General features: G+C 47.4%; 9 protein-coding genes and 2 rRNA genes. 4 read left to right on the top strand and 7 right to left on the bottom strand.

The features are described from left to right. The first annotated feature begins 19 nt into the window (after nt 1–19). Together T496_RS0100060 and T496_RS14595 are read left to right on the top strand one after the other, a co-directional pair. Nucleotides 20–1,891 carry a hypothetical protein gene (locus T496_RS0100060; RefSeq protein ID WP_027448927.1) on the top strand — a complete coding sequence of 624 codons (1,872 nt, stop codon included), beginning with the start codon at nt 20–22 and terminating at the stop codon, nt 1,889–1,891. An 81-nt stretch (nt 1,892–1,972) separates the two neighbouring features. Beyond that, a complete protein-coding gene (locus T496_RS14595; protein WP_155808556.1) occupies nt 1,973–7,282 on the top strand; it encodes a family 43 glycosylhydrolase in 5,310 nt (1,769 codons plus the stop codon). Nucleotides 7,283–7,402: 120 nt separating this feature from the next. Here T496_RS14595 and T496_RS0100050 read toward each other — a convergent pair whose 3' ends face one another. Both T496_RS0100050 and T496_RS0100045 read right to left on the bottom strand, forming a co-directional pair. Then, nucleotides 7,403–9,079: a formate--tetrahydrofolate ligase gene (locus T496_RS0100050; protein ID WP_027448926.1), complete on the bottom strand. Its 1,677-nt coding sequence runs from the start codon at nt 9,077–9,079 to the stop codon at nt 7,403–7,405. Between the two features lie 257 nt (nt 9,080–9,336). Then, a complete protein-coding gene (locus T496_RS0100045) occupies nt 9,337–9,786 on the bottom strand; it encodes a GatB/YqeY domain-containing protein (RefSeq protein ID WP_027448925.1) in 450 nt (149 codons plus the stop codon). Between the two features lie 537 nt (nt 9,787–10,323). On the opposite strand from T496_RS0100045, the gene T496_RS0100040 reads away from it, so the two are divergent. Then, complete coding sequence (locus tag T496_RS0100040) at nt 10,324–11,019, top strand: DUF2975 domain-containing protein (protein WP_197018907.1); 696 nt, start codon at nt 10,324–10,326, stop codon at nt 11,017–11,019. A 13-nt stretch (nt 11,020–11,032) separates the two neighbouring features. Then, nucleotides 11,033–11,236: a helix-turn-helix domain-containing protein gene (locus T496_RS0100035; protein WP_027448923.1), complete on the top strand. Its 204-nt coding sequence runs from the start codon at nt 11,033–11,035 to the stop codon at nt 11,234–11,236. Between the two features lie 125 nt (nt 11,237–11,361). Here the strand turns inward: T496_RS0100035 and T496_RS0100030 are convergent, their stop codons facing one another. From T496_RS0100030 to T496_RS0100005, 5 genes are all read right to left on the bottom strand, one after another. Beyond that, entirely contained in the window at nt 11,362–11,583 is a 222-nt protein-coding gene (locus tag T496_RS0100030) for a DUF2795 domain-containing protein (RefSeq protein WP_027448922.1), read from the bottom strand. A 59-nt stretch (nt 11,584–11,642) separates the two neighbouring features. After that, a complete protein-coding gene (locus tag T496_RS0100025) occupies nt 11,643–12,200 on the bottom strand; it encodes a cob(I)yrinic acid a,c-diamide adenosyltransferase (protein ID WP_027448921.1) in 558 nt (185 codons plus the stop codon). Nucleotides 12,201–12,236: 36 nt separating this feature from the next. Beyond that, the gene (locus T496_RS0100020) at nt 12,237–12,755 is read right to left on the bottom strand and encodes a hypothetical protein (RefSeq protein ID WP_044110285.1); all 519 of its coding nucleotides are present in this window, start codon (nt 12,753–12,755) and stop codon (nt 12,237–12,239) included. Between the two features lie 256 nt (nt 12,756–13,011). Next, a 5S ribosomal RNA gene (rrf, locus tag T496_RS0100010) occupies nt 13,012–13,124 on the bottom strand. A gap of 132 nt (nt 13,125–13,256) precedes the next feature. Beyond that, a 23S ribosomal RNA gene (locus T496_RS0100005) occupies nt 13,257–13,339 on the bottom strand; the annotation flags it as partial.

Below are 13,339 nucleotides of genomic sequence, written 5' to 3'. Positions count from 1 at the left end.
GAAAAAATTATTTTTAACTATGGCACTTGTATTTATGGCAAGTGTCCAGACATGGTGTTACACATTTACCAACAACTACACCATCGAAACAAAGTTCAAAATCAATGCTATCGGCGCGGGAATTATCTTCTCAGCCTGCCAAGGGCAAGGTGGCAATCTCTACATGTGGCAGTACAACGTGGGAGAGAATGGCGACCGCTCACTCTTCCGGCCGCACCACTGGAATCCTGGAGCTCTGCTTGAAGAGAAAGGCACCGGCGATGTGACACTGAACACCACCGATTGGTTTATCACCAAGATTGAGATTACGAATGGTAGCCATGCCCGCACCTACCTACGTAAAGCAGCCGATGATGTTGACGTTCTTATTGATGAGCGCGATGGCGATTTCCGTTATGGCATGATTGGCACACGTCAGGATCATGATGGTAACACCAATGAATCAGCCTCGTTCGACTATTTCAAGATTACCGATGATGATTCTCAGAAGATTCTCTATCTCGAGGACTTTGATGAGACAGATGGTAACTGGACGAATAATCCTATATGGGAAGACGGCACGCTTCGCACCGATGGAGTTGATCTCTCTGAACGCCGCTATTTTCCTGACAACATGTTCAAACAGGCCATTGACATGCACTACGCTGTAGAAGCCGACTTAACTATCGAGAAGGGCTACCTCTCTATCATCTTCGGTCTGAATGAAAATGGCAGCAACTACATGTGGCAGATTTCACCCAACTATTATAACGATGGCTCAGCCAACATCTACTACCATCTGGACCGTGGCAATGAGCAATGGAAAGCTCACGCCGCTGGTGCTCGATTCCCCGACTTCAATGCTGAGGATTTCTTGAATCCACATCACATCAAGATTGAGGTTGACGGCAACGTCGTATATACCTATATAGACGACAAGCTACAAGACACCTTCAAACAGAACGATATAACCGACCTTGAGTTGCTCAATCTTGGCGGCATCGGTTTCCGCGCTGATGGTTCCAACAACATAGAGCACAAGAGTCTTATCGACAACATCAAAGTGACTACTTATGACACCGAAGGCGAGCCTACAGTGGTTCTCTACGATAATTTCACCGGTGGTCAATCTCGTTATTTCAATCTTGACGTCAACGAACTGACAAGTGTCGTCAACAACCAGCTGGTTATAGATGTTCCTGCCGGTTCCTATGCAGCTCGCTTATTACAAGAGGAGAATCCACTGGTCGCTTTGCTCATCAGCGAAAATGAAGACAACACCAACTTGCCGGTGTTAATGGGTAGTGACATCACACTAAAGAAAACATTTGTTGCCAACCAATGGAACACGCTCTGTTTACCCTTTGCACTTTCAGCTGAACAATTGACATCACTCTTCGGAGAAGATTCTCGTGTGGCTGCTCTCAGCAATATTGACGCAAGCACTTCTTCGTTCTTTTTCTCTTCTATCACCACTGGAACAGAAGCTGGAAAGCCCTATCTTGTATTCCCCACCAAAGACATCAATGGTCCCATCGAACTGACTGGCATAGACCTTGTTTGCGAGGATGCTACATCTGAATCTAACGAAGGATTTGCATTCTGTGGTCTGCTGGCACCCATGTCAACTACTGCTGACGGGAAGACGTTCTACTTGTTGGGCGACAACTATAACCTGAAAAAGGCTACTGAGGAAGAAAACATGCCAGCCTTGGGAGCCTATTTCACTGTTCCCGAAGAGACGACTGATGCACTGTTGTTCATTGACAATATCTCTACCGACATTCGCACCGTCGGCAATCAAAAACTGCATGACAACATCCAAAGCTTCGACTTGCAGGGACGCCACGTGAACATGTCACAGACAAAGAAAGGCATCTATATTAAATCAGGAAAGAAATTTGTTAAGTAATAATGATGATTGATGAAAGGGGGCGGAACTATACGACTCCGTCCTCTTTCTCTATTTGACTATTAATTCGAACGCGCAATAATGATTAGAAAAACGCTGAATGCTGCAAGATTAACCATCGTTGCTATGCTGTCAATGGTTCAACCTATGCAGACCACCGCCGACAACACGTCTGCAGCTGTCACCTTTGAGACCAAACTATTCCGTACGCCTCCCATGGACTACAGGCCCATACCATTGTGGTTCTGGAACAACACGACCATCAATGCCTCAACACTTGAGGAGCAACTTGAGCAGATGGTCAACACCGATGGTTATGGTGGTTGTGCTATACTGCCATTTGGTACCAACTTTCGTCCTTCGTACCTCTCTACCGACTATTTCGCGCTCTATGCCCGTGCCATCGAGAAAGCACGCCAGTTAGGAGCCCACATGTCGATATACGACGAATATGGTTTCCCCTCTGGCAGTATGGGAGCCATCAATGGGTCTGGCGTCAAAACCTTTATGAACAACCATCCGGATTATACCGTCAAGCGGCTTGACAAGATTGAGTATCGCATCGATCGTGGTGCTACATTCAATCGTCTGCTGACTTATACCGGCAAGCTGATGTCTGTCGTTGCATGGAACTCTGAAAGCAAGCAGATTATCAATCTGCGCTCAAATCTCAACGAGGACACGAAACGACTCACTTGGACAGCTCCAGATGAAACAGGTTGGCACATCATGGTATGTCAGTGCATCACCGATGGCGACCCCAACGTTGATTACCTCTCTCCAGAGGCTGTTAAACTGTTTATTCAAGATACGCACGAAGCCTATTTTAAGCAGTATTCTAATGACTTTGGTAAAACCATCGTCTCAACATTCTTCGACGAGCCAACCATGTATCGTGCACAAGGACGCATGTGGACCAGCGACTTCAATGAGCAATTTGAACGACGTTACGGCTTTTCACCCGAAGAGCTCTACCCTGCCCTATGGTATAATATCGGAGAACGCACGCCATGGGTCCGCAACTTGCTTTTCGGTCTTCATTCTGCGCTCTATAGCGAAGGATTCATGAAGACCATCAGTGATTGGGCCAGTGCACATGGCATTCTGGCTACAGGACACCAAGATCAGGAAGAGATTGCCAACCCTACAAGTGTGGCTGGCGACTTGATGCTAGTTGGCAAATATCTCTCTATGCCTGGTATCGACAAGATCGGTGGCGGACGCCCTACGGAGAATTTCTATAAGGTGGTGTCGTCTTCTGCCAACTGCTGGGATAAGACCTATGTCATGTCTGAGACCTATGGCGACATGGGGAATCTGCCTGTCGAGGAACTCTATCACATTGCCATTGAGCAATATACCAAAGGCATCAATCATCTCATACCTCATGCCGTGTGGTATAACAATGGCGATGTCACATTCTTACCAGAACTGTCTTGGCGCAACCCTCTCTACAAAGCTGAGCTACCTCGTTTCAATAGTTTCCTGGCTCGTTTGAACTACCTGCTGGCTCGTCCTTCACGCCATGTAGCAGATGTGGCAATGGTATATCCTATTCAGACACTCTATGCAGGTCATTATCTTGACGGTCCTAAAGGATTCTACCAAGGTGGTGTCGATGTTGAAGGAACCGATTATCCTGAGATATCACGTCTTCTAACCGATGAACTGGGTTTCGATTTCACCTACCTTCATCCGGAAGTCATCGATGACCGTTGCGAGGTATCCAACGGACAACTGAACATGCTTAACACCATCAACACGGAACACTTCAAGGTGATTATTGTGCCTGGAATGTCAACTATTTCCTCGTCTAATCTCCAAAAGATTGAAGAAGCGTGGGAACAGGGGGTTGGTGTCATTTTCACCACTCAGTTGCCCAAGCATAGTGCCGACTCGAAAGGTTCTGATACCAGCATCGCAGAAACCATCAATCGCATGTTGAATGGCGAAGGCCAGCATACGCCTGCCCTATTCGTTCCTACACCAACAGCCGAGAGCATGAAGACGGCTCTTGACACTCTGTTACCACAGCCCGACGTACAGTTCACCAGTGGTAAGCATCCTTTCAATTACCTACATAAGGTAGTTGACGGACATCATGTTTACTACTTCGGAAATATCGACACCTCAAGTGCCGAATGCACCATTCGCCTTAAGGATGTGTCTCCATCGGCATCAATGACACTTCTTAATCCTCATAACGGCGCAGACCAACCTGCGCACCTTACAGCCAGCGGTGATGATGCTATGCTGACCATCACGCTTCGCCCCAACCAGAGCATTTTTCTTGTTGACGATGCCTTGCTCAACAAGAATGCTACAGGCGAAGTAGCCATCGAACAACATTCATCATACACCATTGAGGCTCGTGTCAACATCCATCAGCTTAGCGCAGGCATCTGTTTTGCTTCGACCGACGCACAGAATTTCTACATGTGGCAAGTCAATGTTGCCGATCCTGCGCATCCACTGTTACGTCCACATCGCTGGACAGGCGGCAATCCCAGTCTCTTGGCAGAGATTCCCATTCCTTCAGAAGCGAACATCGGTGTAGAAAAGCCATTCAACATACGCATTGAAGTTGAAGACGAAAAATACGTCTGCACCTATATTAACGATATACTTATCGATGAACGGAACGGACAGTTCCAATACGCCAATATGGGATTCAGACAATCACACGATGGCACTCTTGGAAAGACGGAGAAGGCTTCTTTCGATAATGTACGTATCACAAAGAAAGAGGCCGACAGCAACACACCGCAAGTCATCTTAGACGAAGATTTTAGTCAAGAGAATCCGTTCACCTCAGGAATCTTGTCGGATGGATGGTTACGTATTGATGGTCAAATGACCTATGACGAACTGGTATGGTTAAAGACCACGCCACAAATCGACCCAATCCCACAGACTGATGAGTGGGTCAACCCCATGGTACTGCCAGGACTTGACAACAGAAGTCTGGGCGACCCATACATCATGAAGTATAAAGGCTACTACTACCTCTATGTCAGCGCTGGCGACCGCAACATCTACTGCTGGCGTTCGAAAGACTTGGTAAACTGGTCTTCTTCCTATATTTGTTGTACCGACGAGACAACGGCTGTGGCCTATGCGCCCGAGGTCATCTATTGGAACGGCAAGTTCTATATGTGCACATCGCCACGAGGCGGCGGCCACTATATGCTCACCAGCGACAGTCCGCTGGGTCCGTTTGTTCATCAGACAGGCAACATGGGACGCGACATTGATGGTTCTATGTTTATCGACGACAATGGCAGCTGGTATTTCTATCATGCCAACAATGGTGGCATTCGGGGCTGCACCATGCCCACGCACCTCTCATATGGTGATGATGTAGATCTTGGATGCTGCATGACAGGGCAATGGACAGAGGGACCATGCGTGTTCAAGCGCAACGGGCTCTATTATCTGCTTTACACCGGCAACCACGTGTGGACCAACGGCTATCGCATCGACTATGCCATCAGCAACAGCAGTCCGCTATCGGGATTCCGCCCACAAAGCGACCAGAACCCGATTCTGATTGACACAGAGACACCCACCCATAAGGCTCTTGGACACGGAACGGCCTTCGTTGGTCCCGATCTTGACACCTATTATTTCTGCTACCACAACCTGCAGGACAACAAGGCTCGCCGTCTGCTCAACTTTGAACGCATCGGATGGTGTGGCGACAAGTTGATGATGACAGGCCCCACCAATTGGGAACAAGACAAGCCCATCGTTGCTGACAACGATTATTTCGAGCGTCAGGAACTGGGCAAAGACTGGACCATTTTGAGTGGTGACCAGTGGAAGATAGCCAATAGTGACCATCTGACTCAGACTGCCACTGAGGGTCAGCAATCCATCATTTTCGACAAAGGGGCATACGAACAATACACGGCAGAGTTCACCCTTCGTTCTTCCTCAGCTACGGGCTCTTTCGGTGCCATCTTCTCTTATCAGGATGCTGAAAACTATGGTGAGGCGCTCATCAACGCTGCCGAGAAGAAGCTAGAGGTGAACTTCTATGTCAACGGCTCTACCCTACTCGACAAAACCATAGCGTTGCCTGCCGACTTCGATCCAGCATGCTGGCATGCTATCCGCATTGAGAAGAACGAGCGTTTTACGTATATCTATATTGACGGCATGAAAAAATGCCAAATCATCAGAAAGACGAATGGAGGTCAGATTGGCTATATCACACATGGTGCTGCTGCTGACTTCTCTTACACAGCCATCAGCCCCTACGTTGATGGTAGTGGCATCCGTGATTATAGTCTGCCTGTGCCGGGCCTCATGGCTGCTTCCATGTGCAAGGAGAAGAGCGCGGATGTTGTGCAGACATCCTACGGCATGACTGTGGGTACGTCCAACTATCTGAAGAGTGCCACCGGCAGCAAGATTTCCTATCATGTAAATATTCAGAAAGACAACATCTATAACCTCGGCCTACGATACAATGCTTCGGCAACAGCCCGCATTCGACTGCTATTGGACGGAAAGGCTATTGCCAACGATATCGAGCTGCCAGCAACGAATTCGGTGGTTACCACCATGCCCATCTACAACCTCTCGATGAAGGGCGGACGACATACGTTCTCGATAGAGGTTCTCGATGGTGCACCATCCTTCTATGAGTACACCTTCAAACCTGGTGTAGCCCATCCACATGTCATGGCCGACAACTTCGACAATGGCTTCAGCAATGAATGGGACTATCGCGAAGGCAATTGGACCATTCAGAATGGGCAACTGGAATCAACGGGCCGTTACGGAAAGATGCTGATGGGCGGTTTCGACGACATCCACCTCACAGACTATACCGTGGAGTGCGACGTCATCTACACCAGCAACGACATGAACGGTGGTCTGCTGTTCCGCACCACCAATGCATCTACGGGCGGTGCCGACGACAACCCCGTATTGGGAACCGACTTTCTGCAGGGCTACATCTTCATGGCGGGCGCCACTTCAGTGGCACTGGGCAAGCACAACTATGGCTGGCAGACCCTGACCACCGTCAACAAGACCATTTCGCCCACCGTTCCGCATCACATGAAAGTTGAGGTTGAAGGGGCCACCATCCGTTGTTATATTGACGACATGGAGACACCCATCATCACATATACCGACCCCAAACCATACATCACCGGACGTGCGGGCTTCCGTACACACAACACCGTCATGCGGTTCGACAATTTCCAGGTGACACCAAAAGAGTACGGGGCATCCGGGATTCGTTTTCCACAAGCATCCACCCACAAGCACACCGACACCTCTGGGCACTGCTACAATCTCTTAGGACAGGTTGTAAATCCCTCTGCCAATCTGCATGGAATCTTTCTGAAGGGGCAAAAGAAAGTGCTTTTAAAATGAGTCACCGGCACAGAGAGACATACTAAGTTTTAGTTTGTAATAATGATTGTTAGAAAGGAAGAAGAGTCCGCCTGAACAGGTCAACCTCTTCTTCCTTGTTTTTTATAATGTCGATGCAGACTACGACAATCCTTCTATCTCACCGTTCACAATGGTGATGCGTTCGGCCTGCGGACTCTTTGGCAGTCCTGGCATGCGGAGCATATCACCGGCAATAGCCACAATCATCTCGCTACCGCAGTTTAAGATCACATCGCGGATGCGTATGGTAAAGCCTTCGGGCGAGCCATAGCGTGTGGAGTCGGCCGAAAACGAATATTGCGTCTTGGCTATGCAGACAGGATAATGACAAATGTCCTTGTCGTCAGCAAAGATCGTTCTAATAGACTCCAGCTTCCTCATGCCAGTCTTGCTGAACTCCACGGCAGCAGCGCCATAGATGCGCTTACATACTTTCTCTATCTTGCCTTCTATCGTATCATTCTCAGGATAAGTGAAGTTCACGGGCAACGGCTGTATTCGACCGATGGTGTCTGCCACCTTCTGTGCCAGTTCCACTGCACCATCGCCACCCTTCAGGAAGGCCTCGTTGACAGCAAAGCCCACGCCAAGGTCTTCGCAGTTCTTACGAACAATGGCTATCTCTTCCTCGGTATCGGTGTCGAAACGGTTCAGTGTGACAATCACTGGCTGTCCAAAACTCTGCATGTTGTTGATATGACGGTTCAGGTTCTTCAGTCCCTCCTTCAGACCATCGGCATTAGGCGCTTTGATTTGGTCGAGTGCTACGCCGCCATGCATCTTCAGGCCCTGTGTGGTAGCCACGATGACCACCAACTGAGGCTGCAGTCCAGCCTTTCTACATTTGATATTAAAGAACTTCTCGGCACCGAGGTCAGCACCGAAGCCAGCCTCTGTCACCACATAGTCGCTATAGGTCATAGCCATCTTCGTGGCCATCACGCTTGAACAGCCGTGCGCAATATTGGCAAAAGGCCCGCCATGGATGAAGGCAGGTGTCTGCTCGGTGGTCTGTACCAGGTTGGGCGAAAGAGCATCGCGCATCAACACGGTGATAGCGCCAGCTACACCCATATCGCGCACACGGAATGGCTTTCCGTCTGAGGTGATACCCAACAGGATGTTTTCTATACGTCTCTGCAGGTCCTCTTCACTGGTAGCCAGACAGAGGATGGCCATCAACTCGGAGGCAGGTGTAATATCGAATCCTGTCTCAGAGACCACGCCGTCGCCACGAAGTCCCGTCACCACATTACGCAGCGCACGGTCGTTCACGTCGAGCACACGTTTCCAGTAGATCTCACGCAGCGAGAAGCCCTCTTTCCGATGCTGATAAAGGTAGTTGTCCAAAAGAGCACTGATGGTATTGTGAGCAGAGGTCACTGCATGGAAGTCGCCCGTAAAATGGAGATTGATTTTCTCCATGGGCAGCACCTGAGCATAGCCACCACCTGCAGCACCACCCTTCATACCGAAACAAGGTCCCAGCGATGGCTCACGCAGTGACACGGAAGCATTCTTACCAATCTTGTTCAAGCCCATAGCCAGACCGATGCTGACGGTTGTCTTACCGATACCAACCTTGGTGGGACTAATCGCTGTCACAAGAATCAGCTTACTCTTTTTCACCTTCTCTTCGTCAATAAGCGAAAAAGGCACCTTAGCCATATAACGGCCATAAGGCTCAATATTTTCCTTATCGATACCAAGCTTTTCTGCAATTTCGCCAATGGGTTTCAACTCGCATTCGCGTGCAATCTGTATGTCTGTTTTCATAGTCGTTTATGGGATATTCATGAATATCGGGTGCAAAATTACAAAATCTACTTGAAAATCAGTCATATTTAGCATTCATTAAGTAGCCGGCGTACAATTCCACACCTTGTTCCATACCGCCACATTAAAAAAACACAAAAAGATTTGTACTTTTTACTTTTATGCATTATCTAAAGACAAGCCTCAATTCCCTTAAGCATCGGGAATTGAGGCTTGTTCTTTATTATATAGCCTATGATGAGACCCAGAGACAGAGGTTATGCCAAGAGCTTCTTCACAATCTCTGAGATGATGCGGCCATCGGCCTTTCCTGCCAACTGCTTGCTGGCGGTGCCCATTACCTTTCCCATCTCTTTCATGCTTGTGGCTCCCACCTCAGCAATAATCTTCTTCACCTCTACCTCTATCTCCTCCTGAGAAAGTTGTTTCGGCAGATAAGTCTCAAGTACCTCCACCTGTGCCAACTCTGCGTCAGCCAGATCCTGGCGTCCTGCTTGAGTATAGGTAGCAGCTGTTTCCTTGCCCTGCTTAGCCAGTTTTGAGATAATCTTCAGTGCATCAGCATCAGACAGTGTGTCGTTGGCACCTGGTGCCGTCTTTGCCTCCAGGAATACTTTCTTGATGTTGCGAAGCGTCTCCAGACGCACCTTGTCGCGAGCTTTCATCGCGGCCTTAATATCTTCACTAATTTGATCAAATAAATCCATAATACCGTTATTTAATGAATTGTTTTATACTGCAAAAGTAGTTATTTTCCATTTGAACGAACCACTCTTCTATAAAGATTTAGTTTTATTTAGCGATTAAACCGCAACGTGTAAAGGTTGACAGATAGAGAACTGTTCGGAAATTCCGAACAATTCAAAGCTACTATAAAACACCAGCGAGACAAACAAATAACATTTGCTTATCTCGCTGATATTCAATTGGGGTTAAGCCAGCTTTTAGGCTTTAATACTCATCCTCGTTGAAAACTTGGCCTTCTATTGATTATCAATCCGTTACACCATAACCATTTTTAGCCAAACAAACCAGGCGGTTTGAGACGGTCAAAGGCGATTCGTTGGCGGGTTAGACAAACAAACTATCGAGTCCACTTGTGGCCTGTACACCTTTTTCTGTATGAACGAAACAGTTTTTATTGATATTCGATAAAAAAGTTCTGTTTTTCTTTGGAGATAAAAAAATAATGTTTACTTTTGCACCGAAATTAATTATCGTCTAACAATAAAATTATGTTGATTATGAACAAAAAGCTAAAGATTTACAGCACGTTGTTCGTTGTGGCACTCATTTTTCTTGCCGCTTCCAACACGTTCCATTACAGCACTTATTCCACCTGTTCGACAGATGCTGAAGAAAAATTGGAATTAGTAGAATGTCCTCCAGAGTTTATGAGCACCGACACGCTTCCTAATGGGGAAGTCCGCACTACCAGACATCGATACGTTTCTTATACGGTAAATGTTGAGCCGAGGAATCTGCCAAACCAAAAAGTGATTCTGTCTAAATCGTCAGGGCGGACCTACAGGGTTAATCTGAATAAGGTGAACCTTGAAGTACCTGCTTCACAAGTGCAGTCATATTATCCCATGATACTCTCATCACTGCTGGTAGTTGCCGTTGTTTTGGTATGGATAGGAATCTTGGTCTTTAAACTTATCCGAAGCATTCGTAGAGGTGAGATATTTGTGAGCAAAGTAGCTCAGTACCTAGAAACAACAGGTATTCTTCTCACCACCCTTTATCTTTATACTTTTGCTGTTTCATACATATCGACACAGTATTTTATTAGTCATGTACATATAGCTAACTATTACATCGTATTCAAGAATGAATGCGACAGCATGTATATCATCACAGGTTTGGCACTGATGATCATCTCGCAAATCATCCTGATGGGCAAGGAGTTGAAAGAAGAACAAGATCTTACCGTTTAAACATCCTAATGCTATGAGTATCATAGTTAATGTAGACGTGATGATGGCTAAACGAAAGATGTCATCTCAAGAACTTGCCGAGAGAATCGGCATCACCCAGGCTAACCTCTCCATCCTTAAGACAGGAAAAGCAAGAGCCATCCGCTTCTCCACCCTCGAGGCTATCTGTAAAGCTTTAGATTGTCAGCCGGGCGACATTCTTGAGTATAGGGAATAGTTGCCGCCCTCTGGCTGTAAGTGATAGACTTAAAAGACCGAAAAAAGCAACATGGAAAATTTTAGCGATTTATCCATGTTGCTTATTTTTAATTAGTTACGTAAAATCAGTGCATAATTAAATGATCAATACTCATCCTCGTTGAAGAGGAAATCTTCTTTCGTGGGATAGTCGGGCCAGATATCCTCGATACTTTCATAGACATCGCCCTCGTCCTCGATCTCCTGCAGGTTCTCAAGAACCTCTAAAGGACAACCTGAACGCATGGCGTAGTCAATGAGTTCATCTTTTGTTGCAGGCCAGGGTGCATCTTCCAGCTTTGATGCTAATTCTAGAGTCCAATACATAGTTTTATAGTTTTTGAAATTTTTACTGATTTAGGTGTGCAAAAATAACAAAAATATTTTTATTTGCAAGCATTTTGCCACAATATTTCACTGCGATGAGCATGAAAATTGATTTTTTTTGCTAAAACAAACAAATAGTCGCTCAGACGGTTCAAAAAATGAATCACATCGTCATCTACCGGTGCCACCTCTGCAAGCGTCAGGACGCGCCGTTCTGCGCGTCTGCAAACGGTACGACAGACATGTGCCTGGGCTGCTGCATGACAGCCTCCTGGCAATATAAACCCGTGAAGTTCGGGCAACTGGGCCTGCATCAGGTCTATATGTTCCTCGAGCATCGTGGTCTCTCCTTCCGGAAGGATGGCCGAGGCAAAGAGCCGTGTGGTGGTTTGGTCGGTGGCCAGGTGCGAACCTACATAGAACAGATCGTTCTGGATGCGCAGCACGGTGTCACGCTCATCGTCTCCCTCCATCCAGGCTGCCAGCAGCCCCAGATGCGAGCTCAGCTCGTCGACGGTGCCATAGGCCTCCAGTCGTACATCGTTCTTCTTGATGCGGATGCCACCTATCAGGTCGGTCAGTCCGCTGTCGCCACGTCGTGTGTAGATCTTAGTCATAGGTTTAAGTCATATATGGTTAGAAAGGAATCGGTGTTAGAAGTTAATGAGGTAGTTTTGTTTTGTCCGCTTGTGGTCGAACATCACGATGCCGCAGTAGTAGAGGTCGAAGGTGATTGTGGTGCGCTGATCGTACTCTATGCAGTGCCACAGCGGCAACTTACGGTGAATACCTTCGAAGATCACGATAGAATGGTCATCACACATGTCCAGCAGTTGCTGGTATTCGCATTCGATAGGTACGAAGGCAATATCCACATGGTCCGTGTTCTTCACCACCTCAGCCCCTGGGCATGCTCTCTTAGCATAAGGTGCTGCGCCCACCATATCTATAATAGTGCTAGGCTGGCGGAAGTTCGTCAGTCGGAAGTAGAGCTTGCCCAACTTCCGTTTCAGCCAGTCGGGCTCGGCGTCGAAGTCGTCGTAGGCATAATAAGGCCACGACTCGTTGATCACCGTGCGCGAAAAGCGGTAGTCGGTAGGCGACTGAATGCCGAACCCCAAGGAATGCGTGATTCGCTTCAGTGCGATATATGATCGTATCAATTGATTCATTTCGCAGGCAAAGATACAATAATTTTTGGAAACTATAACAAGCGGGAAATTTGTTTTTGCAAAAATTCAAAAAAAATGCATGGGGGCGGCGGGGCTATTCTTTTGAAACAATAATAAGGGCGCGAGATTGTTTTTGCAAAAATGCAAAAAAAATGCATGGGGGCGGCGGGGCTGGCCCTTGTTCCTCCCCCTTGGGGAGGCCAGGAGGGGGCACAAAAAAAGCCCTGACTCATTGCTGAATCAGGGCTCTCTGTAAAGATGGCGGCCTCCTACTCTCCCGCATTGCATTGCAGTACCATCGGCGCAAGCGGGCTTAACTTCTCTGTTCGGAATGGGAAGAGGTGGGACCCCGCCGCAATAACCACCTAATGTTCGTTTCGTATTGACAATTGACAATTGATAATTGACAATCTTGTCAACCGTATAGGTAGACATCTTGCACACAAGAACTGATAGTATAACCATAAGGCAAAACCATACAGTTGAAAGTAAAAGCGCGTTTAAGCGAAAGCTTTCGGGCAATTAGTACAGCTCGGCTTTGACGTCACCGTCTTTACACCTGCTGCCTATCAACGTCGTAGTCT

It is taken from the genome of Xylanibacter brevis P6B11 (assembly GCF_000621825.1).
Taxonomy (GTDB): domain Bacteria; phylum Bacteroidota; class Bacteroidia; order Bacteroidales; family Bacteroidaceae; genus Prevotella; species Prevotella brevis.
The sequence above is the reverse complement of the archived record's forward strand: the minus strand, read 5'-3'. Positions and strand labels throughout refer to the sequence as shown.

Bases quoted from the DNA above. Each gene is read 5' to 3' on its own strand.
- T496_RS0100060 (WP_027448927.1), top strand. From the start codon at position 20: ATGGCACTTGTATTTATGGCAAGTGTCCAGACATGGTGTTACACATTT.
- T496_RS14595 (WP_155808556.1), top strand. From the start codon at position 1,973: ATGATTAGAAAAACGCTGAATGCTGCAAGATTAACCATCGTTGCTATG.
- T496_RS0100050 (WP_027448926.1), bottom strand. From the start codon at position 9,079: ATGAAAACAGACATACAGATTGCACGCGAATGCGAGTTGAAACCCATT.
- T496_RS0100045 (WP_027448925.1), bottom strand. From the start codon at position 9,786: ATGGATTTATTTGATCAAATTAGTGAAGATATTAAGGCCGCGATGAAA.
- T496_RS0100040 (WP_197018907.1), top strand. From the start codon at position 10,324: ATGAACAAAAAGCTAAAGATTTACAGCACGTTGTTCGTTGTGGCACTC.
- T496_RS0100035 (WP_027448923.1), top strand. From the start codon at position 11,033: ATGAGTATCATAGTTAATGTAGACGTGATGATGGCTAAACGAAAGATG.
- T496_RS0100030 (WP_027448922.1), bottom strand. From the start codon at position 11,583: ATGTATTGGACTCTAGAATTAGCATCAAAGCTGGAAGATGCACCCTGG.
- T496_RS0100025 (WP_027448921.1), bottom strand. From the start codon at position 12,200: ATGACTAAGATCTACACACGACGTGGCGACAGCGGACTGACCGACCTG.
- T496_RS0100020 (WP_044110285.1), bottom strand. From the start codon at position 12,755: ATGAATCAATTGATACGATCATATATCGCACTGAAGCGAATCACGCAT.